Below are 21,120 nucleotides of genomic sequence, written 5' to 3' on the forward strand. Positions count from 1 at the left end.
GGCGGATCGGCCATCTGACGCACGGCGCGGGCCCGGGACCGGCCGTGGAGTGAGGAGATCGCAATGGCGCGAGAACGACTCCGACAGCGACGGGCCCTCGCCGGCGCGATGAGCCTGCTGGTGGTCCTGGCCGCCTGCAGCAGCTCCGGCGGGCGTGAAGCCGAAGAGGAGAACCAGCAGCAGGGCGGCGGTGGCGGCGGCTCCGGCCCCACCGAACACACGATCGCCTTCGTCACGCACGAGGCGCCCGGCGACACCTTCTGGACCATCGTGCGCAACGGTGCCGAGGAGGCCGCCAAACGACACAACGTCGAACTCGTCTACTCCAACAGTCCCGAAGCGGCCGAGCAGGCCAACCTCGTCCAGAACGCCATCGACTCCGAGGTCGACGGCATCGCGGTGACGATGTCCAAGCCGGACGCCATGGGACCGGCCGTCCAGCGGGCCGTGGACGCCGGCATCCCGGTGGTCGCGCTGAACGCCGGACAGGACGCCTGGCAGCAGGCCGGAGCGAGCATGTTCTTCGGCCAGGACGAGACCGTCGCCGGCGAGGCGGCCGGTCAGCGGCTGAGCGAGGCCGGCGTCAGCAAGGTTCTGTGTGTCATTCACGAGCAGGGCAGCGTGTCCCTCGAGGCTCGTTGCAACGGTGCCGCCGCCACCTTTTCCGGCACGATGGAGAAGCTGTACGTCGACGGCACCGACATGCCGTCGGTCCGCTCGACCATCCAGGCCAAGCTGGCCGAGGACCCGAACATCGAGCGGGTCCTGACGCTCGGCGCGCCGTTCGCGATGACCGCCGTGCAGTCGGTCGCCGACGCCGGCGCGGACGCGCAGGTCGTCACGTTCGACACCAACGCGGAACTCGTCGACGCGATCAAGAGCGGCGACGTCCTCTGGGCCGTGGACCAGCAGCCGTACCTGCAGGGCTATCTCGCCGTCAGCGGGTTGTGGCTGAACGTCACCAACGGCAACGAGATCGGCGGTGGCCGCGCGGTGCTGACCGGGCCGTCGTTCGTCACCCAGGAGAACATCGACGAGATCGCCCAGTACGCCGAGCGCGGGACGCGGTGACGCGTCGATGAGCACGACCGTGAAAGCGGAGCCGGCCCAGCCAGGCCAGGACGATCAGCCGCGTCGTCCGGTCTGGCGCCGGCTGTTCATCCGGCCGGAAGCCGGTTCGCTGGTCGGCGCCGTGGCGATCTTCGTGTTCTTCTTCGCCACGGCGGCGCCGTTCCGGCAGCTCGACTCGTTCGCCACGGTGCTGTACACGGCGGCCGTGCTCGGCATCATGGCGGTCGCCGTGGGGCTGCTGATGATCGGCGGCGAGTTCGACCTGTCGGCCGGCGTCGCGGTGACGACGTCGGCGATCGCGGCGGCCACGATCACCTACCAGTTCACGCTGAACGTGTGGGTGGGCGTGTTCGCCGCCCTCGGGGTGTCGCTGGCCATCGGTTTCTTCAACGGGTACGTGGTGATCAAGACCGGGATACCGAGCTTCCTGGTGACGCTGGGCATGCTGCTCATGCTGCAGGGCGCGAACCTCGCCGTGACCAGGCTGGTCACCGGCACGGTCTCCACCCAGCGGATCTCGGACATGGACGGCTACGCCGCGCTGGAGGCGATCTTCGCCTCGGAGTGGACCATCGGCGGGGTGCGGATCCGGGTGCTGGTGCTGTGGTGGCTGCTGTTCGTCGCCATCGCGACCTGGGTGCTGCTGCGCACGCGTATCGGGAACTGGATCTTCGCGGTCGGCGGCAACAAGGACAGCGCCCGCGCCGTGGGCGTGCCCGTGGCGCGGGTGAAGATCGGGCTGTACATGACCGTCGGTTTCGCGGCCTGGTTCGTCGGCATGCACCTGCTGTTCTCGCTGCACACCATCCAGGCCGGCGAAGGCGTCGGCAAGGAGTTCGAGTACATCATCGCCGCGGTGATCGGCGGCTGCCTGCTCACCGGCGGTTACGGCTCGGCCGTGGGCGCGGCCATGGGCGCGTTCATCTTCGGCATGACCAACCAGGGCATCGTCTACGCCGGCTGGAACCCGGACTGGTACTACACCTTCCTCGGGGCCATGCTGCTGCTGGCGACGTTGCTGAACATGTACGTCCGACGATCGGCGGCGAAGAGGTGACGGCGATGACGGCCGACGACACGAGTGCGCCCACCGCGCTGGTCGAGGTGCAGGACATCGGCAAACACTACGGCGCGATCCGCGCGCTCGAGGGGGTGTCGCTGCGGGTCAACGCCGGCGAGATCACCTGCGTGCTGGGCGACAACGGTGCCGGCAAGTCCACCCTGATCAAGATCATGTCCGGGTTGCACCAGCACTCCGAGGGAGTGCTGCGCGTCGACGGCGAGGAGACGACGTTCTCGTCGCCGCGGGAGGCACTGGACCGGGGGATCGCGACCGTCTACCAGGACCTCGCCGTGGTGCCGCTGATGGAGGTGTGGCGCAACTTCTTCCTCGGCTCGGAGATCCGCAAGGGCTTCGGCCCGGTCAAGATGCTGGACTCCGACCGCATGCGCCGCACGGCGCGCGAGGAGCTGGCCAAGATGGGCATCGAGCTGGCCGACATCGACCAGCCCGTGGGCCAGTTGTCCGGCGGACAGCGGCAGTGCGTCGCGATCGCGCGGGCGGTGTACTTCGGGGCCCGCGTGCTGATCCTGGACGAGCCGACGGCGGCGCTGGGCGTCAAACAGTCCGGTGTGGTGCTCAAGTACACCGCGATGGCCCGTGACGCCGGGCTCGGCGTCGTGTTCATCACGCACAACCCGCACCACGCCCACCTCATCGGCGACCACTTCGTCGTGCTGAAGCTCGGGCGGACGAACCTGGACGCCGGCCGCGCGGACGTCACGCTGGACCAGCTGACCCAGGAGATGGCCGGAGGTGACGAACTGGGCACGTTGGAGCACGAACTCCGGCGATGAGCGACCCCCCATGATCATCGGCACTTTTCCGCTCATACGGCGGACAAGTGCCGATGATCATGGGGAGGAGGGGAGCGGTGAAATTCTGGCGATGATGTCGGCCGGGACCGCTATGCTGTGCCGCGCCCTAATCGAGGAGGAGGCGACGGATGCGGTGGTTCCGGACGGCAGCAGTGGCAGCGGCGGCGGTGACGCTGGCGGCATGTACGTCGGCGGACGAGACCAGCGCCGGACCGGAGGGTGAGCTCGTCGGCAGTGGCACCGGCGACGAATGCACCATCGACTCGCCGGTTCCGGTCGGCGCGGTGCTCAGCCTGACCGGTGCGGCGGCCAGCTACGGCGAGACGCAGCGCAACGGCCTGGAGCTGGCCGTCGACCAGCTCAACGAAGCCGGCGGGGTCACCTACGAGCTGACCGTCGAGGACGACCAGACCGACCCCAAACAGGGCATCACCGTCTTCGAGCAGTTCACCGGCTCCGACCCACAGAGCGTCATCATCGGCCCGACGCTGTCCAACACGGCCAAACAGACCGACCCGATCGCGCACGAGGCCGGCACGCCGGTGCTGGGCATCTCCAACACCGCCGAGGGCATCACCGAGATCGGCAACTACGTCTTCCGCGACTCGCTGACCGAGTCCGCGGTCATCCCCGAGACCGTCGCCGCCGCCACCGAGGCCTACGGGCTGCAGGACGTCGTCGTCATGTACAGCAACGACGACGCGTTCACCGAGTCCGGCTACGAGGCGTTCGCCGCGGCACTGGACGAGGTCGGCGTCGAGGTCAGCGAGACCATCACCTTCTCCAAGTCCGACACCGAGTTCCGTGCGCTGCTCGAGCAGGCGGCGTCGTCCGACCCGGACGCGCTGGTCGTGTCGGCGCTGATCGAGGCGGCGGTACCGCTCGTCACGCAGGCCCGCGAGGCCGGCATGCAGATGCCGATCATCGGCGGCAACGGTTTCAACAGCCCGCAGCTGATGGCCGACGCGGGTGACGCGGCCGAAGGGGTCGTCGTCGGTGCCGCCTGGAACTCCACCGCGGACGACCCGCTCACCACGGAGTTCATCCAGTCGTACGAGGACGAGTACGGCGCCCAGCCGGACCAGTTCGCCGCCCAGGCCTACGCCGGGATGACCCTCGTGGACAGCGCGGTGCGTGCCGGGTGCTCGGGGGAGCGGGAAGCGATCCGCGAGAATCTGGCCGGGCTCAGCGACGTGCCGACCGTGCTGGGTGAGTTCTCGTTCACCGACGGGCGCGACGCCGAGCACCCGGCGGTCGTCCAGGTCGTCGAGGACGGCTCGTTCGCGGTCCTCGAGTAGGTCGCGCGCATGCAGCAGATCGTCAACGGCGTCTTCACCGGTTCGATCTACGCCCTGTTCGCCATCGGGTTCACCCTGGTGTTCGGCATCCTGCACCGGCTGAACCTGGCCCACTCGGCCGTGTTCGCCGCGGGCGCGTTCATCGGCATCGAACTGGCCGAGAACGCCGGCATGCCGATCTGGCTGGCGATCCCGTCGGTCCTGGTCGCCGGGGGCGTGCTCGGCCTGGTGATCGAGCGGCTGGCGTTCCGGCCGCTCGGCGGACGGCACGACGCGCACTTCGCCGGCCTGATCTCCTCGATCGCTGTCGGCGCGATGTTCCTGGCGTTGCTGCAGGCGCGGTACGGCCCGGACACCCGGCGTTTCGCACCGGACACGTTCCCCCAGCATCGTTACGACGTGCTCGGGGTCAGTGTGTCCTTGCTGCAGCTGACCGTCGTGGCCGTGTCGCTGGTGCTCATGGTGGGGCTGTCGGTGCTGGTGGCGCGGTCGCGGCTGGGCCGCGCGATGCGGGCGGTGGCCGAGAACCCGCACGCGGCGCGGGTGCTGGGCATCAACGTCGACCGGGTCACCGCGGCGACGTTCGCGCTGTCGTCCGCGCTCGGTGCGGTGGCGGGTGTGCTGTTCGCGTTGAGTGTGAACAGCGCCCAGCTCAGCATGGGTTTCAACATCGAGCTCAAGGGCCTGGCGGTCATCATCGTCGGCGGCATGGGGTCGTTGAAGGGCGCGATGGTGGGCGGGCTGGCTCTGGGGCTGATCGAGGTGTTCGCGGTCACCCAGATCGGCTCGTCGTGGCGGGACGTCATCGCGTTCGGGTTGCTCATCGCGATCCTGCTGGTGCGCCCGCAAGGGCTGTTCGGCAGCCGCAAGGTCCGTGAGGTCTGATGTTCGCCGACTCGTCGACGACGTTCACGCTGATCGCGCTGACGGGCGTGTTCGCGTACTCGTTCTACGCGGTGCTGGTCGCCGGACAACTCAGTCTCGGCCAGGCCGGGTTCGCGTCGCTGGCCGCGTTCGCGTCCACCCAGGCCGTGCCGGACGAGCCGATGTTCGGGGTCGTCCCGCCGCTCGCGGTCGGCATCGTCGTCGGCATGGTCACCGGTGCCTTCGCGGCGTTCGTGCTCGGCCTGCCGGTCACCCGGCTGCGTGGTGTGTTCCTCGCGATCGCCACCCTCGGGTTCGCCGAGATGATCCGCATCGTGCTGATCAACCAGAGCTGGACCGGTGGTGCCCAGGGGCTGAGCGTTCCCAAGCTGGTCGGCCCGCCGGAGGCGTGGATCGCCGTCGGCGTGATCGGGTTCTGGTTCCTCCGCCAGGGTGGTTCCAAGCTGGGCCGGGCGCTGGCAGCCATCAGGGAGGACGAGCTGGCGGCGAAGGCCATGGGCATCGACGTCACCCGGTATCGGCTGGCCGCCTTCGTCACGGCGGGCGCGGTGGCCGGCCTGTTCGGTGTGCTGTGGGTGCACTTCTCCCGGTTCGCCGACCCGAACGAGTTCAGCTTCGCGTTCGCGGTGGACGGGCTGGTCACCACCGTCGTTGGCGGCTCGACGTTCTTCCTCGGGCCGTTGCTGGGCAGCGGGTTCTTCACCGCCGTCCCCGAGTTGCAACGTGCGGTGGGCATAGAGGCTGGCTGGCTGCGGCCGTTCATCGCCGGGGTGTTGCTACTGGTGGTGGTCCTGTTCCTGCCGGACGGATTCGGCGGGCTGGTGTCGAAGTTGGGCCGCCTCCGGCGGTGGGGAGGTCCCGTCCTCGCCCGCGGCTCGCTCGTCCCTCGCTCGCCGATGCCCGACCGCACCATGGACGGGACCTCCCCACCGCCGGCACTGCCCGCGCCGAAACTCCCACCGCCGGGCGACGAGGTCGTGCGGATGTCCGGGGTCAGCAAGGACTACGGCGGGGTGCATGCCGTCCGCGACGTCGACCTCGAGATCCGTGGCGGCGAGATCCTCGGGCTGATCGGCCCGAACGGCGCCGGTAAGACGACGCTGGTGAACATCCTCACCGGGATGACCGAGCCGAGTGCCGGCGAGGTCAGGGTGCTCGGTGTCCGTCTCGGCGGTTCGGTTCCCGCGCATCGGGTCGCGCTGGCGGGGGTGAGCCGTACGTTCCAGCACTCCAAGCTGTTCGAGCGGCTCTCCGTGCTCGACAACGTGCTGGTCGGCACGCACCGGGTGGCGCCGTCGACGTTGCTGCGGCGGATGCTCTTCCTGCCGTCCGCCCGGCGCACCGAACGACAGGTGCTCGCGTCGGCACTGGCTCGGCTGGAGCGTGTCGGACTGGCGGAGCGCGCCACGACGCCGGCCGGCGACCTCGCCTACGGTGACCAGCGACGGCTCGAGATCGCCCGGGCGCTGGCAGCGCAGCCTTCGCTGCTGGTGCTGGACGAGCCCGCCGCCGGGATGAACCACGTCGAGGCGGCCGAGCTGTCGGAGCTGATCCGCACGCTGGCCGACGACGGCATCACCGTACTGTTGATCGAACACAACGTGCGGATGGTGCTCGACACCTGCACCAGAGTCGTCGTCCTCGACTTCGGCGAGGTCATCGCATCGGGGGAGCCGGACGTGGTCGCGCGTGACCCGCATGTCGTCGAGGCGTACCTCGGTACCGCCGCCGAGGGTGAGGCCGAGCTGGCCGTCGAGACGAGCGCGCACGAAGCCGACGGTTCGGGGGAGCAGTGACGACCGACGCCTCTCCGGCCCTGCAGGTCGACGATCTCGTGGTCGCGTACGGCCGGGTGCAGGCCGTGCGCGGGGTGTCGTTCACGGTGCCGTCGGGCGGGCTCGTCGCGCTCGTCGGGGCGAACGGCGCCGGCAAGTCGTCGATCCTGAACGCGCTGGCGGGACTGGTCCGGCCGCGATCCGGGTCGGTGCGTTTCGGCGGTCGTGACGTCACGCGGCGGCCCGCTCACGAGTTGGTGGCTGCCGGGCTCGTCCAGGTGCCCGAGGGGCGTGAGGTACTCGCCACCATGACCGTGGACGAGAACCTGCGGCTGGGCGCGTGGCACCGGCGTAGCGACGCCGACGAGCGCATCGACGAGATGTACGGGCGGTTCCCGGTGCTGGCCGAGCGGCGCGCCCTGCAGGCCGGAGCGTTGTCCGGCGGTGAGCAGCAGATGCTTGCCATCGCCCGGGCGCTGGTCGCCGGGCCTAGCGTGCTGCTGATGGACGAACCGTCGATGGGCCTCGCGCCGAAGATCGTCGACGAGGTGTTCGCCGTGATCGCGGAGATCCAGGCGGCCGGGACGACAGTGGTGCTGGTGGAGCAGAACGCGCGCCGGGCACTGCGGGCCGCCACCTACGGATACGTGCTCGAGAGCGGCACCGTCGCGCACGAAGGCCCTGCCGACGACCTGCTCGCCGACCGCCGTGTGATCCAGGCCTACCTCGGCATCGAGTAGCTCACCGCGAGCGGTCGGAGATCGACGTGGGGTAGTGCCAGGTCCCCGTCCTCGCCTGCGGGTCGCTCGTGCCTTGCTTGACGCCCTCGATGATCAGGTGACAGCAGGGCCGGTTCTGCCGCCGAGACGTCACCTGATCGTCCAGTGTCCGGATGCTGGAGTCGATCAGGTGGACGCGGAAAGCGAAATGCCGCGCGCACTTATACCTGTGGTCACCTGATCGCCGCGTCACTGACGATCAGGTGACGAATTGGCGATCAGGTGACGGCAGGAGGCGCCGACGTTCAGCTGGCCCAGGCCATGAGCGACTCGTTGCGGCGCGGGTCCCGCAGCAGCATCAGCGCGTGCTTCTCGAGCTGGCGCACCCGTTCGCGGGACACGCCGACCTCGTCGGCGACGTCCTGCAGCGTGTGCTCGTGGCCGTCCTCGAGCCCGTAGCGCATGCCGATGATCTTCGCCTCGCGTGTGGGCAGCGAGTTCAGCACCGTGCGCAGCTGGTCGGTCAGCGCCTGCCGCTCGACCAGCTCGCTGGCCTGGATGACGTCGTCGTCCTCGATCAGTTCACCGATGTTGGACTCGCCGTCGTCGCCGATGGGTGTGTCCAGGCTGAGCGGGTCGCGCGAGACCCGGCGCAGCTCGCTGACCTTCTCGACCGGAAGGCCGGCCTCTTCGGCGACCTCCTCGACCGTCGGGTCGCGGCCCAGCAGGCGCTGCAGGTCGCGGTCGATGCGGTGCAGCTTGGCGACGGTCTCGGACACGTGTACCGGGAGCCGGACGGTCCGGGTCTGCTCGGCCAGGCCGCGCTGGATGGCCTGCCGGATCCACCACGTCGCGTAGGTGGAGAACTTGAAGCCCTTCGCGTAGTCGAACTTCTCGACCGCGCGGATCAGGCCGAGGTTGCCCTCCTGGATGACGTCGAGGAACGGCAGCCCGCGGCCGGAAAGCTTGCGCGCGACCGAGACGACCAGGCGTAGGTTGGCACGGATCATGTGATCGCGCGCGGAGTGACCGTCGCGGACGATGGCCTCGAGCTCACGGCGGTCGTTGTCGGACAGCTGGTTCCGGCGCTCACCCGCATCGGAGTTACCGGCGAGTAGCTGCTCCGCAAACACGCCGGCTTCGATACGCTTGGCGAGCTCGACCTCTTCCGCGGCCGTGAGCAGCTGCGTCGAACCGAGCTGTGCGAGATACCGACCGACCAGGTCGGGCTCGCCCTCGGAACGCGCGCTGTCACTGCGCCGCGGCTTGTCAGTGCCGCCGCCGGTCCGTGCTGCCATGCGTCCCCCTCGAGGTGTATCGTCGTCCCGGGACAGTACCCGGAAAGACTGGCGAACATACGTTCTCAACGCTCGAGACGTGCCAGAGATTCCGCGCAACCCTCTCAGCGTGCAACGATCTGGTCAAGCCAAACCGCACGCGCCGCAACTGGTGTGCGCACACGTCCCTGATGCGCGGGTCGTCGAACGACCTGGGCGACCCTGCCCAGCCGATCGTGCCCTGTGCGAACGGCAGCAGAGCCACACCCGCTGCCTGGGTCAACGCCTGCCTGTCGATGTCTATTCCCGGCGCGAGTGCGATGCGTCACGTCCTCGCAGAAAACACGGAAACGTGCGATCGCGGAACGTCCGTGACGTCTGTGCCAAGCACGGAGACTTCGGCGCCTCGGCATCCCGGACCTGGGTAGCTATGGCAGGCTGACTGTACGTACGGTTGTCAGGACAAAAGACGCATGTTCGCGACCCGCCAGGTGTGCCGGTCGCCGAGCTGCACCGTGACCACGACCAGTGAGGTGGCCATGAAGGGGATTGCCGGTGCGCCGGTGAGTTTCGGTGTGTTCGAGCTGACGGCGGACCAGCCGCTGCCGGAGCCCGAAGAGATCCTTGCTCCGTTGCGGGACGCCGGGTACGACGGCATCGACCTCGGCCCGGTGGGCTGGCTCGGCCGCGGTGAGCAGCTGCGGCAGCGGCTTCGCACCCACGGCATGGCGCTCGCCGGAGGCTGGGTCGATCTGCCGCTGACCGACGACGAGGCGTTCGCCGCGGCGCTGCCCGGGCTGGACGAGACGCTCGAGGTGTTCGTCGCGGCGGCGGAGGCGGACCGGGACCGGCTGCCGTTGCCGACCCTCGCCGACGCCGGTGACGAGATCCGGCGGGCCAACCCCGGCGGCGGGCCCGGTATCGGGCTCGACGAGGCCGGATGGGACCGGCTGACGCGGAACGTGGCGACCGCAGCCGACCGTGTCCGCAGGGCCGGGCTCGAGCCCACCTTCCACCACCACGCGTGCACGAACGTCGAGACCCCGGACGAGATCGACACGTTCCTGGCCCGCACCGACGTCGGGCTCACCCTCGACACCGGACACCTGATCATCGGCGGCGGCGACCCGGTGGACGGCTGGCGGCGCTGGAGCGACCGGATCAACCACCTGCACCTCAAGGACGCGCGCACCGACGTGCTGGCCCAGGTCGTCAAGGAGCGCGCGGGGATGCGCGCGGTGTGGGAGAGGCGCGCGTTCGTCGAGCTCGGCGCCGGCGACCTCGACGTGGCCGGGTTCATGGACGCGGTCGTCGCGGACGGGTTCGACGGCTGGTGCGTCGTCGAGCAGGACGTGGTGCCGTCGCCGTCCGACCCGCCCGGTAAGGCGGCCGACGACCAGCGGGCGAACCGTGAGGCGCTGCGCCGGTGGCTCCCGTGACCGACCGGATGCGCGTCGGTGTTGCAGGGCTCGGCGCGGTCGCGCAGTCGGTGCACCTGCCGTTGATCTCTCGCCGCTGGGATCTGTTCGAGCTCGCGGCGGTGTGTGACCTGTCGTCATCGCTGCGCGACGCCGTCGGCGGCCAGTACGGTGTCGGGCCGGAGCAGCGCTACGACGACGTTGACCGGATGGTGGCCGAGGCCGGCGTCGACGGCGTGCTGCTGCTCACGTCCGGATCGCACGGCGACGCCGCGTTGAACGCGATCAGCCGTGGCGTCGGCGTGTTCTGCGAGAAGCCGCTGTCGTTCACGGTCGAGGAGGCGGACCGGCTGGCCGCGGCGGAAGCCGCACTCGGCCGGCCGGCACTGCTGCTGGGGTACATGAAGGAGTACGACGAGGCGGTGTGGCGACTGCGCGAGCGGCTTGCCGGGGTCGGCGGCGTCCGGGCGGTGGACGTGACCGTGCTGCATCCGACCGGCGAGGCGCAGCTGGCGTTCGCGAACCTGCGTCCGGCGCCGACCGACGTCGACACGACCGCCCTCGGCGCGGTCCGGTCCGAGCAGGCCCGCCTGCTCGACCAGGCGCTCGGCGGTGACGTGACGGAGCGGACCCGCGACCTGTACGCCAACGTCGTGCTCGGCAGCCTGGTACACGACACGTCGTTGCTGCGGGCCCTGTTCGGCGGGCTGGTGTCCGTCGAGGACGCCCGTACCTGGCCGGACGACGCGTATCCGCCGTCCGTCGAAGTGACCGGTGAGCTGCCCGGCAGCGTGCGGGCGCGGATGAGCTGGCACTTCCTGCCGGACTACCCGGCGTACCGGGAGACGCTGACGGTGCACCACGCGAGCGGCTCGCTGAGCGTCACCTTCGGGACGCCGTACCTGCTGAACTCGCCGACGACACTCGAGATCGTCGAGTCGGGGTCCGGCGGCGGCGAACTGCGCTCGACCTACACCTCCACCGGGGAGTCGTTCGAGAACGAGCTGGTGGACTTCCACCGGATGGTGACGGCAGGCGAGGCGCCCCGCGCCGGCGTCGCCGAGGGCCGCGCCGACATCGTCACCAGTCAGCGCATCATCCGGGTGCTGGGGGAGCGGCACGCGGAGAAGCTGCAGGGGGAGGCGGCGACCGCATGAGCGGCACGCCCGAGATCGTCCTGGTCCCGCACACGCACTGGGACCGCGAGTGGTACGAGCCGTTCCAGGTGTTCCGGCAGCGGCTGGTCGAGGTCGTGGGCGACGTCCTCGACCGGGCCGAGGCCGACCCGGAGTTCCGTTTCACGCTGGACGGCCAGCTGGCGGCGGTCGATGACTACCTGGAGATCCGGCCGGAGCACCGCGAGCGGGTCGAGGCGCTGGTGCGCGGTGGGCAACTGGCCGTGGGGCCGTGGCACATCCTGCTGGACGAGTTCCTGTGCTCCGGCGAGACCATCGTCCGCAATCTCGAGATCGGCTGGCGGGGCGCGTCGTCGCTGGGCGGGGCGATGCCCGTCGGCTACCTGCCGGACATGTTCGGGCACACCGCGCAGATGCCGCAGATCCTGGCGCGCGCGGGCATCCGGCACGCCGGGCTGTGGCGCGGAGCGCCGGGGCGTCTCGACCGGCACGGGTTCCGGTGGGAGGCGCCCGACGGCAGCGCCGTGCGGGTGGAGTACCTGTTCGACGGCTACGGCAACGCGCTCGACCTGTTCGCGCTGCCGTCCCGGCTCGGCGAGGCGGTCCGAGAGTACCGCCAGAGCACGCGGGACTGGTACGGCGACGACCCGGTGCTGGGGATGCTCGGCACCGACCACTCAGCCCCGCGCGCGGACCTGATGGAGCTGGTCCGCGGCGCCGGCGACGCACGGCTCGCGGTGGCGACGCTGCCGGAGTACGTGACGCGGTTCGACCCGGACGACGATGCTCTGCCGGTCGCCTCGGGCGAGCTGCGTAGCCACGCACGCGGCAACATCCTGCCCGGTGTCGTCTCGATCCGGGTCGGTCTCAAGCAGGCGATGGCCGCCGCCGAACGCGTCGTCGGCGACGCCGAGACGGTCGCGGCGCTTCACTCCGACGAGGACTTCACCCGGTTCTTCGAGGTGGCCTGGCGGCGGATCGTCGAGTCCACCGCACACGACTCCGTCACCGGGTGCGGCGTGGACGAGACCGCGGATCAGGTGGAGTCCCGCCTGCACGAGGCCGCCCAGATCGGGCGGGCAGTACGCGGAAGCGTGCTGCGCACGGTCGCCGCCGGCGTGCCGGCCGACGCCCACGCCGTCGTCAACACCGTGCCGTGGCACCGGAACGCGCTGGTCGAGCTGGACGTCGCGGCGCCGGAGACGGACGCCGCGGTGACTGCCGAGACAGCCGACGGGACGACGATGCCGGTCCAGGAGCTGGGGCGCTCGGACACGGTGCTGGGCGACGAGACCCTCGATGCCGGAGAGCTCGACCGGGTGCTGCGCCGCATCCACGGCAGGGAGCTGTTCGGGCAGCAGATCGACGGATACACGCTGCGGCCGGGCTTCCTGGAGTTCACCGTCGCGCAGGTGCCGTCGACGCCGGAGTTCGACCTGGCGACGCTGCGCGCCGAGCTGGAGGCGGCGGCCGCGGAGTCGCCGGACCGGTGGCGGGTGCGCACGATCGCCGAGCCGCGCCGCCGAGTGCTGGTCTCGGCGCCGGTCGACGCGTCCGGGCAGGTCGCCGTGCGGGCGGTGCAGGGCGCGTCCGCGGACGCGCCGGCGGCCGGGCGGCCGGCGGGCGGCGTGCGCGTGGACGGCGAGACCATCCGCTCCGACGACGTGCGCGTCGACGTGAGCGTGGACGGCACCCTGACGGTGCACGGCGCCGACGGGACCGTGCTGCGCGGTGTTGGCAGGCTCGTGTCCGGCGGCGACCGCGGCGACAGCTACAACTACGGGCCGCCGGCATCCGACCGGCTGGTCGAGACACCGTCGACCGTCGACGTCTCGGTCGTGGAGTCCGGACCGCTGCGCGGGGTGCTGCGGGTGGTGCGCGAGTACGACTGGCCGGTGTCGCTGTCGGCCGATGTCGACACCCGGTCGTCGGAGACCGTGCGCGTCCCGGTGACCACCCTGGTGGAGCTCCGTTCCGGGGAGCCGTTCATCCGCGTGGACGTGTCGTTCGTGAACCCCGTCCGCGACCACCGGCTCCGGCTGCACGTGCCGCTGCCGTCGCCGGCCGCGGAGTCGGCAGCGGACGGCCAGTTCGCGGTGGTCCGTCGCGGCCTGGAGTCCGAAGGCGGCTGGGGCGAGTACCCGCTGCCGACGTACCCGGCGTCGTCGTTCGTCTCCGCGGGGGAGGCGAACGTGCTGCTGGACCACGTCACCGAGTACGAGCTGGCCGCCGACGGAGCCGAGATCGCGTTGACGCTGCTACGTGCCGTCGGCTGGATGAGCGTCAACCTGCATCCGCTGCGCGACGAGCCCGCCGGGTCGGAGTTCGCGGTCCCGGGGGCGCAGTACGTCGGCCGTGAGGTGCGCACGCGGCTGGCGGTGCTGCCGGGCGCCGGCGGCTGGGCGCCGGCCGACGTCGTGCGCTGGGCCGCCGAGTTCCGGCACGAGCCGCTGGTGATGTCCGGGGCCGCTGCGCGCGGTGGTCCGCTGCCGGCGGCGGTCCTGGGCCTGTCGGTCGACGGCGCCGGTGTGGACGTGTCGTCGGTGCGGCCGATCGGCGACGAGGCGGAGGTCCGGCTGGTCGCGATGACCGACGAGCCGACGACGGCGACGCTCACCGGCGCGTTCGGTTCGGTGCGGCGGACGGATCTGCTCGGCCGCGACCAGGAGCCGCTGGACGTCGGGGGCGCCGGCGGTGGCTCCGGACGGGCGGAGATCACGCTGTCGCCCTGGGAGATCGCCACCCTCCGCCTGTCCTGACCGTCGCTGCCATGGTCGCGGAGATGATCAGGTGACCGTTCGGCGTGTTTTCGCGTGCGGTTGTCACCTGATCCTTTTCCGACCACTATTCGGACACGATCAGGTGACTGGAGCTCCGGCTACGCCGGATATTCGTCACCTGATCGTCGGATTCGGAACGATCAGGTGACGGATTGACGATCAGGTGACCACAGCCGGGACGGTCGCGGAGTCAGGGGCTCAAGGGCTCAGGGGGTCAGGGGGACAACGCGACGACGGACGCGAGCGGCGTCTCGAGGCGGTGTGGGCCGTCGGCGGCGGGGAAACGCGCCGCTTCGCCGCGCACCACTTGGCGGCGGCCGTAAGCGTCCACGAGCAGCAGGCCGTCGGCGTCCAGCGCGACGAACTCGTCGTCCACACGCAGCAGCACCGGATCACCGATGCCCGCGGCGACTGCCGTGCGACCGTGCCGCAACGCGTCCAGTGCCGAGTCCGTCGACGGCGACTCCGCGGCCACCCAGGTCACCGGCTGTGCGAGCGGCCGCCCGTCGGCCGGGGTGTGGAAGTCGCTGCCGCCGACGGGCACGGTGCCGAGACCCCAGGCGCTCCACCAGGCCAACGGCCCGGTCCAGCTGCGGTCCAGCCAGCTCCAGTGCCAGATCTCGGCCAGCGGCGGGCGCACGTCCAGCGGCTGGTGCCACGCGCAGTCGCCGGCCAGCGGGTGGTTGATCGACAGCAGGCCGCCGGCGTCGTCGACCTGGCGCACCCACTCCGAGGCCGGGCGGCGGAAGTCCACCCAGCCGATCGCGCCGAACGCGTTGGCGTGTCCTCGGTCGGTGGTGACCTCCTGGCCGGGCAGCAGCTCGACGCCGTAGCGCGCACCGGCGGCGGGCAGCGACGCGTGGTGGCTGACCGTGTTGTGGTCGGTGACGGCGAGGACGTCGAGGCCGGATCCGGCGGCGAGCGCCGCGAGCTGCGAGACGCCGAGTGCGCCGTCGGAGTGCAGCGTGTGTGCGTGGAAGTCGCACGCCCACCATGTCCGGCCGTCGTCGGCGGGCAGCGCACGACGCGGCGGGCGTTCCGGAACGGGAGGCGCGAGCGGTTCGGGGTCGAGTGGCGCCGCGCCGTCCAGCTTGATCTCGACCTCGACGTCGAGACCTTCGGCCGGCACCCGGTGCAGCCCCAGCACGACGGCCCAGGTGCCGGGCTCGGGTTCGCCGGGCAGATACCCGGGCGTGGCGACGTTGGCGGCGATGGTGAACCGCGACCGGGCGCCGCCGGACCACCCGCGCCAGCCCGCCGGCGCCGTGCAGCCCAGGTCGACGACGCCGGCGTCGCGGCGGTGATCCAGCTGGACGTGCACCAACGACGTGCCGGCGGCGACCTCGAACGGCAGCTCCAGGTACGGCGACGTCGCCCGGTCCTCAGGACCGACGTGGACGGTGTGCCGGACGTGCCGCGCGCTCACGAGCGGTCCGCGGCCGCACCGACGGCGGTGGTGGTCGGCGCGACGATGCGTTCCTCCGTCTCCGCGTCGAACACCAGCGTCCGCTGTGCCCGGGCGCGGACCCAGCCGTGCGTGCCCGGAGTGGGTTCGTCGTCCTCGTCGACGATGACCTGGAACAGCGTGCCTTGGGCGTCCACCGTGACCAGTACGGATGCTCCGAGGTTCTCGGCGACGGTGACCTCGCCGGCCACGGCGTCGTCGACAGCCGTGCTCGACCAGGACAGGTACTCGGGCCGGGCGCCCCACACGACCTGCCGGTCGTTGGCGACGGCGCCCTCGAGGCCGGACGGCAGCGGCAGTGACGCGCCGGCCAGCGACACCCGCCCGTCCTCGATGACGGCGGGGTGCAGGTTCATCGGTGTCGAGCCGACGAACCCCGCGACGAACGTGTCCGCGGGATACGAGAACACCTCACGCGGCGTGCCGATCTGGTGGATGCGGCCCTCGCGCATGATGGCCATCCGGTCGGCCAGCGCCAGCGCCTCGGCCTGGTCGTGGGTGACGAAGACGGTGGTGACGCCGAGCTCGCGCTGGAGCGTCGTGAGGAAGGTCCGCGCCTCGAGCCGCAGTCGCGCGTCCAGGTTCGACAACGGCTCGTCGAACAGGAACACCTGCGGGTTGCTGGCCACCGCGCGCGCCAGCGCGACGCGTTGCTGCTGACCGCCGGACAGCTGCCCCGGCCGGCGGGCCATCAGCCCGTCCAGTGACAGCCCGTTCCCGACGTCCTCGGCCTTGGCCAGCCGCTCGCCGCGGTCCACCTTCTGGATCTTCAGCGGGTACGCGATGTTGTCGGCGACGGACATGTGCGGGAACAGTGCGTAGTCCTGGAAGACCATGGCCACCTGGCGTTTGCCGGGCGGCAGGTCGGTCACGTCGCGGTCGCCGATGTGCAGCCGGCCGTCGGTCGCCGTCTCGAGCCCCGCGATGGTGCGTAGCAGAGTGGTCTTGCCGCACCCGGACGGGCCGAGCAGCGCGAAGAACTCGCCGTCGTCGATGGTGAGGTCGAGCCCGTCGACCGCCCGGACACTGCCGGGGAACTCCTTGACCAGGTGGTTGGTGGTGATCGCCGCCATCAGCGCTTGATCCCTCCGTGGAAGCGGAAGCCGTAGCGGCGGTTCACGAACAGGTACATGGCCACTACCGGGATGGAGAAGAGCAGGGAGAACGTGGAGATGAGGGCGAGGTTCGGCTGCCCGCCCTCGGTGTAGAAGGTGAACATCGTGACCGCCGCCGGTCGCTTCTCCGCCGAGCGCAGCAGGATGAACGGGACGAGGAAGTTGCCCCACACCTGCACCACCGCCCACACGGAGATGGTGGCCAGCCCGGGGCGCGCGATCGGCACGACGACCTGGCGCAGGATCTGCAGCGACGACGCCCCGTACACCCGCGCGGACTCCTCGTACGAGCGCGGCGTGGAGTCCATGAAGTCCTTGAGGATGAAGATCGCGGTCGGCAGCAGCCCGCCGGCGAGGACGAGGACGACGCCGAGCTGACGGTCGATCAGCCCCAGCTCGGAGATCAGCAGGAACGTCGGCACCATGGCGGCGGTGCCGGTGACGATCGACGACAACAGCAGCAACGTGTACAGGAGCGTGTCGCGGCCGGGGATGCGCACCCGCGACAGCGCGTACGACGACAGCGCGGCCAGCGTCAGCACGATGGCCACCGTTCCCGCGGCCAGGATCACCGAGTTCCACAGCGACCGCAGCGCGTACGGGTTGTCGACGAGCTCGCGGAAGTTCTGCAGCGTGAACTCCGGCCACGCCACGGTCAGCGACGGTGCGCTGTCGAACGGCGCGCTGGCGAGCCACAGCAGCGGGAGCGTGAAGAACGCCAGCACGAACGCGACGAAGACGTACCGGCCGATCACGCCGAGGGACTGACGCACGCTCATGGTTTGCGCTCCCGCAGCAGTCGCAGGTACACCGACGCGATCACCAGGTTGATCAGGATCATGATCAGCGAGAGCGCGGCGCCGCGGCCGAGGGCGCCCTCGTTGAGAGCGACCCGGTAGATGTAGACGCCGAGGATCTCGCTGCGTCCCTCGGGACCGCCGCGGGTGATCAGGTACGGGGTGAACACGTTGAACGTCCACAACGTGATGAGCAGCGTGTTCGTCAGGATGTGTCCGCGGATGTTCGGGAAGACGACGTCGCGCAGCGTGGCCAGAGTGCCGGCCCCGGACATCCGCGCCGTCTCGAACTGCGACGGCGGGACGGACGCCAGCGCGGAGCTGAACAGCAGCATCGAGAACGCGGTGCCGTTCCAGATGTTGAAGATGATGATGGACTGCATCGGGTACTCGAGCAGCCACGCGGTGCCCTCGGTGCCCAGCAGCGCGTTCAGGGTCCCGTCGTGCCGGGACAGCAGCGCGATCCAGAGGAACGCGATGACCGACGCGGGAATGATCCACGCCAGCAGCACGACCGTCTCGAGCAATGAGCGGATCGACGGCCGGAGCCTGCGGGTCGTCCACGCCAGCGAGAAGCCGAGGACCGACTGCCCGACCACCGCGGAGAAGAACACGAACAGCAGCGTCAGCAGCAGCGAGTTGTGAAACGACGGGTCGGTGAGCGCGTCGAGGTAGTTGTCCAGCCCGACGAACTCCGGCTCCACCGCCGCCAGTCCTGTCAGCCGCCAGTTCGTCAGCCCGAGGTACAGCGTCCACAGCGCGGGGAAGATCAGGAAGATGCTGATCAGCAGCAACGCCGGCGCCACGAAGGCCGCGGCGCGCCCGCGGCCGAGCCCCGCCGCGTCGGTGTCGTCGATTCGTGGGCGCCGCCGGGACCGTTCGGAGGGTCCCGGCGGCGCGGGATCAGTCTGCGATGGCGCCGTCATCACCGATGATGCCCTCGAGCTCACTCTGGTACGTCGACGCGGCCTCGTCGGGCGAGGTGCCGGAGACGACGCTGGCGGTCGCCTCCTGCAGCGCCACCGACACCTGCGGGTACGCGGCCAGCGACGGCCGGTAGGCGGTGATGGGCAGCACCTCCTCGGCGACGAAGGTGAGCATCGGGTCGTCGGCGAGGGCGGTGGCGTTCACGTCGTCGCGCGGGGTGATCCGGGCCGAGCCGGCGAGCATCGCCTCGAACGCCTCCGGCGAGTTCATGAACCGCAGCAGCTCCCATGCCTGCTGCGGGTACTCGGTGTTCGGGTTGAGCACGCGGCCGGTGCCACCGGACATGCTGACGAAGTCCTGCCCGTTGATGCCGGCTCCGGGCTCGCGGGCGGGGATCTTCGCCCAGCCGACGGCCTCGTCGCGGTTCTGCATCGGGGCGATGCCGCCGTCCGGGTTGATGACCGATCGCCAGAGGTAGTCGCTCTCGATGAGCATGCCGAGCTCACCGTTGGCGAACATCTGGAACGAGGTGTCGCGGCCCTGGGCCTCCTGCTGGATCAGCGGGTCACCGAGCGGCTGGTCACCGCCGTACACGTCGGCGTAGAAGCCGAGCGTCTCGGTGACGCCCTCGGATCCGCCGGTCCACTCGCCGTCGTTCCACACCAGCTCGCCGGTGCCGGCCAGCAGCGGCAGGAACCCCTGCATGGTGGTCGCCTCGCCCATCGCGGTTCCGGCGTTGATCTGCAGCGGGGTGACGCCGTCGAGCTGCTGCAGCTGCCTCGCGGCGTCGAGGATCTCCTGCCAGCTGGTCGGCTGCCAGTCCGCGGGCAGCCCTGCCTGGGCGAACAGCTCCTTGTTGAAGTAGATGACGCGGCCGTCGGTGCCCAGCGGGATCCCGTACTTCTGGTCCTCGAACGACATCGCCTGCTGCACGGCCTCGGGGATCTGCTCCCAGCCGTCCCAGTCGTCGACGCCTTCGCCGGCGACCTCGGTCAGCGGCTCGATGTAGCCCGCTTCGGCGAACTCGCCGGTCCAGATGCCGTCGATGCCGATGATGTCGGCTCCGGAGTCGGACTGCAGGTCAAGGGCGATCTTGGTCTTGTACTCCTCGTCGTCGACGCCGTTCGCCTCGAACTCGACCGTGACGTCGACGCCTTGCTCCTTCTTCATGGCGGTGAACTCCGGGATCACCCAGTCGGTGATCCAGGTGGCCTCTTCGGTGTTCTTGCCGCCCTTGATGGCGTTGGACGTGATGGTCAACGTGACCTCGGTGGCGTCGGCGTTCCGGCTCGGGTCGCCGCCACCACCACCGCCCCCGTCGTCGTCGCTACCGCAGGCGGCCAGGACGAGCGCCGATGCGAGGAGCCCGGCGGCGGCCCCGCCCAGCCTGTTGGTGCGCCTCATCGAATCCTCCAGAGCAGAAACGTCACTGGTTCTGCTGTCAGATTGTCATGACCTATTAACTGACGCTAGACATCGAGGCAACGTTTGACCCAACTGCAATGTCCTCGTCCTCGTCCGACGGATCCGGTCACCGGCGGCGGGTGTGCCGGCGTTCGCCGACGTGACCAGCGGCGTCGGGCCGCAAGCAGGGGCCGTGCCGGTCGCGTCCGACGCCGGAGCAGGGGTCAATGTCCTAACATACTGATGTCCGCTGTTGAATGATGAGGGGGTCAGGTGCCTGAAGGCATCCCGCGGCTCGTTGTCGACCGCACCAGCCCGGTCCCGCTGTACTTCCAGGTTGCGCAGCATCTGGAGCAGCTGATCGAGTCCGGTGCCTACCCGCCGGGGACACGCCTGGACAACGAGATCGATCTGGCCGACCAGCTCGGCCTGTCCAGGCCGACGATGCGCCGCGCGATCGAGTACCTGGTCGACCGCGGGCTGCTGGTGCGCAAGCGCGGCGTGGGCACCCAGGTGGTGCAGCCCAAGGTCCGCCGCCCGGTGGAGCTTTCCAGCCTCTACGACGACCTGCGCGACAGCGGCAAGCAGCCGCGTACCGACGTGCTCTCGTTCGAGGTCCAGGAGCCGAGCGAGGTCGTGGCCCAGGCGCTGGGGCTGGACGACAGCGCCGAGGTCTACGTGATCCGGCGGCTGCGGTACGCCGCGGACGACCCGTTGTCGATCATGACCAACTACGTGCCGACGACGCTCATCGACCTCGATGCCGACGTGTTGCGACGCTCCGGTCTCTACGAGGTCATCCGCACCGCGGGCATCACGCTGAAGATCGCGACACAGTCGATCGGCGGACGCGCCGCCCGTGCTCCGGAGGCGCGGCTGCTGGCCGAGAAGCCGGGCGCCCCTCTGCTGACGATGACCCGCGTGGCCTACGACGAGGCGGGACGCGCGGTCGAGTACGGGTCGCACGTGTACCGCGCGTCGCTGTACACCTTCGAACTGACCCTCACCACCGCTTGACATTCAGCACGTCGGTCCAGAAGTCAGGCGTTCTCCATAGTGCGGATATTCTCCGCTGTTTGGATAACTTGACAAAATTCCGACACGCGATCATCGTCATGATGACGATTTACTGGCAGGTCGTCGGTCCAGCATCCGCACGAGTGATGGTGAGGGGA

Annotated in this window: 17 protein-coding genes; 11 read left to right on the forward strand and 6 right to left on the reverse strand. The window is 70.2% G+C overall.

From position 1 onward, the window contains the following. Positions 1–63: 63 nt before the first annotated feature. The 7 genes from CLV30_RS13470 to CLV30_RS13500 all read left to right on the forward strand — a co-directional run bounded on the left by CLV30_RS13470 (position 64) and on the right by CLV30_RS13500 (position 7,647). Positions 64–1,071: a sugar ABC transporter substrate-binding protein gene (locus CLV30_RS13470; RefSeq protein WP_106537748.1), complete on the forward strand. Its 1,008-nt coding sequence runs from the start codon at positions 64–66 to the stop codon at positions 1,069–1,071. 7 nt (positions 1,072–1,078) lie between these two features. Then, positions 1,079–2,128 (forward strand): ABC transporter permease, encoded by a 1,050-nt coding sequence (locus CLV30_RS13475; RefSeq protein WP_106537749.1) that lies wholly within the window; start codon positions 1,079–1,081, stop codon positions 2,126–2,128. Positions 2,129–2,133: 5 nt separating this feature from the next. Next, positions 2,134–2,928, forward strand: coding sequence for an ATP-binding cassette domain-containing protein (locus tag CLV30_RS13480; protein ID WP_106537872.1), 795 nt, complete (start codon positions 2,134–2,136; stop codon positions 2,926–2,928). 149 nt (positions 2,929–3,077) lie between these two features. Further along, positions 3,078–4,247 (forward strand): ABC transporter substrate-binding protein, encoded by a 1,170-nt coding sequence (locus tag CLV30_RS13485; RefSeq protein WP_106537750.1) that lies wholly within the window; start codon positions 3,078–3,080, stop codon positions 4,245–4,247. Positions 4,248–4,256: 9 nt separating this feature from the next. Continuing rightward, positions 4,257–5,132, forward strand: coding sequence for a branched-chain amino acid ABC transporter permease (locus CLV30_RS13490; protein ID WP_106537751.1), 876 nt, complete (start codon positions 4,257–4,259; stop codon positions 5,130–5,132). Next, the gene (locus CLV30_RS13495; protein ID WP_106537752.1) at positions 5,132–6,928 is read left to right on the forward strand and encodes a branched-chain amino acid ABC transporter ATP-binding protein/permease; all 1,797 of its coding nucleotides are present in this window, start codon (positions 5,132–5,134) and stop codon (positions 6,926–6,928) included. The genes CLV30_RS13490 and CLV30_RS13495 overlap by 1 nt, the downstream gene beginning before the upstream one ends. Next, entirely contained in the window at positions 6,925–7,647 is a 723-nt protein-coding gene (locus CLV30_RS13500) for an ABC transporter ATP-binding protein (protein WP_205740848.1), read from the forward strand. Before CLV30_RS13495 ends, CLV30_RS13500 begins: the two co-directional genes overlap by 4 nt. Before the next feature lie 284 nt (positions 7,648–7,931). On the opposite strand, the gene CLV30_RS13510 is transcribed toward CLV30_RS13500, so the two are convergent. Next, positions 7,932–8,924: a sigma-70 family RNA polymerase sigma factor gene (locus tag CLV30_RS13510; protein WP_106537754.1), complete on the reverse strand. Its 993-nt coding sequence runs from the start codon at positions 8,922–8,924 to the stop codon at positions 7,932–7,934. 494 nt (positions 8,925–9,418) lie between these two features. Between CLV30_RS13510 and CLV30_RS13515 the strand changes: the two genes are divergently transcribed. Genes CLV30_RS13515 through CLV30_RS27550 form a run of 3 tightly spaced genes read left to right on the forward strand, consistent with a single transcriptional unit; the run spans position 9,419 to position 14,216 of the window. After that, positions 9,419–10,342 carry a sugar phosphate isomerase/epimerase family protein gene (locus CLV30_RS13515; protein WP_205740849.1) on the forward strand — a complete coding sequence of 308 codons (924 nt, stop codon included), beginning with the start codon at positions 9,419–9,421 and terminating at the stop codon, positions 10,340–10,342. Next, the gene (locus CLV30_RS13520; protein WP_205740850.1) at positions 10,330–11,478 is read left to right on the forward strand and encodes a Gfo/Idh/MocA family protein; all 1,149 of its coding nucleotides are present in this window, start codon (positions 10,330–10,332) and stop codon (positions 11,476–11,478) included. Before CLV30_RS13515 ends, CLV30_RS13520 begins: the two co-directional genes overlap by 13 nt. Beyond that, the gene (locus CLV30_RS27550) at positions 11,475–14,216 is read left to right on the forward strand and encodes a glycoside hydrolase family 38 N-terminal domain-containing protein (RefSeq protein ID WP_106537755.1); all 2,742 of its coding nucleotides are present in this window, start codon (positions 11,475–11,477) and stop codon (positions 14,214–14,216) included. Before CLV30_RS13520 ends, CLV30_RS27550 begins: the two co-directional genes overlap by 4 nt. A gap of 235 nt (positions 14,217–14,451) precedes the next feature. On the opposite strand, the gene CLV30_RS13530 is transcribed toward CLV30_RS27550, so the two are convergent. From CLV30_RS13530 to CLV30_RS13550, 5 genes are read right to left on the reverse strand one after another with little or no spacing between them, the layout of a single operon-like run. After that, entirely contained in the window at positions 14,452–15,663 is a 1,212-nt protein-coding gene (locus CLV30_RS13530) for a CehA/McbA family metallohydrolase (RefSeq protein WP_106537756.1), read from the reverse strand. After that, a complete protein-coding gene (locus tag CLV30_RS13535) occupies positions 15,660–16,775 on the reverse strand; it encodes an ABC transporter ATP-binding protein (RefSeq protein ID WP_106537757.1) in 1,116 nt (371 codons plus the stop codon). The genes CLV30_RS13530 and CLV30_RS13535 overlap by 4 nt, the downstream gene beginning before the upstream one ends. Then, positions 16,775–17,596 (reverse strand): carbohydrate ABC transporter permease, encoded by an 822-nt coding sequence (locus tag CLV30_RS13540; protein WP_106537758.1) that lies wholly within the window; start codon positions 17,594–17,596, stop codon positions 16,775–16,777. Before CLV30_RS13540 ends, CLV30_RS13535 begins: the two co-directional genes overlap by 1 nt. Further along, positions 17,593–18,540, reverse strand: a complete 948-nt coding sequence (locus tag CLV30_RS13545) for a carbohydrate ABC transporter permease (protein ID WP_106537759.1) — start codon at positions 18,538–18,540, stop codon at positions 17,593–17,595. The genes CLV30_RS13540 and CLV30_RS13545 overlap by 4 nt, the downstream gene beginning before the upstream one ends. Further along, on the reverse strand, positions 18,518–19,945 hold the full coding sequence (locus CLV30_RS13550; protein ID WP_106537760.1) for an extracellular solute-binding protein: 1,428 nt from the start codon (positions 19,943–19,945) through the stop codon (positions 18,518–18,520). The genes CLV30_RS13545 and CLV30_RS13550 overlap by 23 nt, the downstream gene beginning before the upstream one ends. A gap of 273 nt (positions 19,946–20,218) precedes the next feature. Here CLV30_RS13550 and CLV30_RS13555 point away from each other — a divergent pair, with 273 nt between their 5' ends. Beyond that, positions 20,219–20,962, forward strand: a complete 744-nt coding sequence (locus CLV30_RS13555; RefSeq protein WP_106537761.1) for a GntR family transcriptional regulator — start codon at positions 20,219–20,221, stop codon at positions 20,960–20,962. Positions 20,963–21,120 lie beyond the last annotated feature (158 nt).

It is taken from the genome of Haloactinopolyspora alba, assembly GCF_003014555.1.
Lineage (GTDB): Bacteria > Actinomycetota > Actinomycetes > Jiangellales > Jiangellaceae > Haloactinopolyspora > Haloactinopolyspora alba.

What these genes read in the sequence shown, in the direction of transcription:
- CLV30_RS13485 (WP_106537750.1), top strand. Translation starts at nt 3,078, where the DNA reads ATGCGGTGGTTCCGGACGGCAGCAGTGGCAGCGGCGGCGGTGACGCTG.
- CLV30_RS13550 (WP_106537760.1), bottom strand. Translation starts at nt 19,945, where the DNA reads ATGAGGCGCACCAACAGGCTGGGCGGGGCCGCCGCCGGGCTCCTCGCA.
- CLV30_RS13490 (WP_106537751.1), top strand. Translation starts at nt 4,257, where the DNA reads ATGCAGCAGATCGTCAACGGCGTCTTCACCGGTTCGATCTACGCCCTG.
- CLV30_RS13535 (WP_106537757.1), bottom strand. Translation starts at nt 16,775, where the DNA reads ATGGCGGCGATCACCACCAACCACCTGGTCAAGGAGTTCCCCGGCAGT.
- CLV30_RS13510 (WP_106537754.1), bottom strand. Translation starts at nt 8,924, where the DNA reads ATGGCAGCACGGACCGGCGGCGGCACTGACAAGCCGCGGCGCAGTGAC.
- CLV30_RS13475 (WP_106537749.1), top strand. Translation starts at nt 1,079, where the DNA reads ATGAGCACGACCGTGAAAGCGGAGCCGGCCCAGCCAGGCCAGGACGAT.
- CLV30_RS13495 (WP_106537752.1), top strand. Translation starts at nt 5,132, where the DNA reads ATGTTCGCCGACTCGTCGACGACGTTCACGCTGATCGCGCTGACGGGC.
- CLV30_RS13470 (WP_106537748.1), top strand. Translation starts at nt 64, where the DNA reads ATGGCGCGAGAACGACTCCGACAGCGACGGGCCCTCGCCGGCGCGATG.
- CLV30_RS13480 (WP_106537872.1), top strand. Translation starts at nt 2,134, where the DNA reads ATGACGGCCGACGACACGAGTGCGCCCACCGCGCTGGTCGAGGTGCAG.
- CLV30_RS13540 (WP_106537758.1), bottom strand. Translation starts at nt 17,596, where the DNA reads ATGAGCGTGCGTCAGTCCCTCGGCGTGATCGGCCGGTACGTCTTCGTC.
- CLV30_RS27550 (WP_106537755.1), top strand. Translation starts at nt 11,475, where the DNA reads ATGAGCGGCACGCCCGAGATCGTCCTGGTCCCGCACACGCACTGGGAC.
- CLV30_RS13545 (WP_106537759.1), bottom strand. Translation starts at nt 18,540, where the DNA reads ATGACGGCGCCATCGCAGACTGATCCCGCGCCGCCGGGACCCTCCGAA.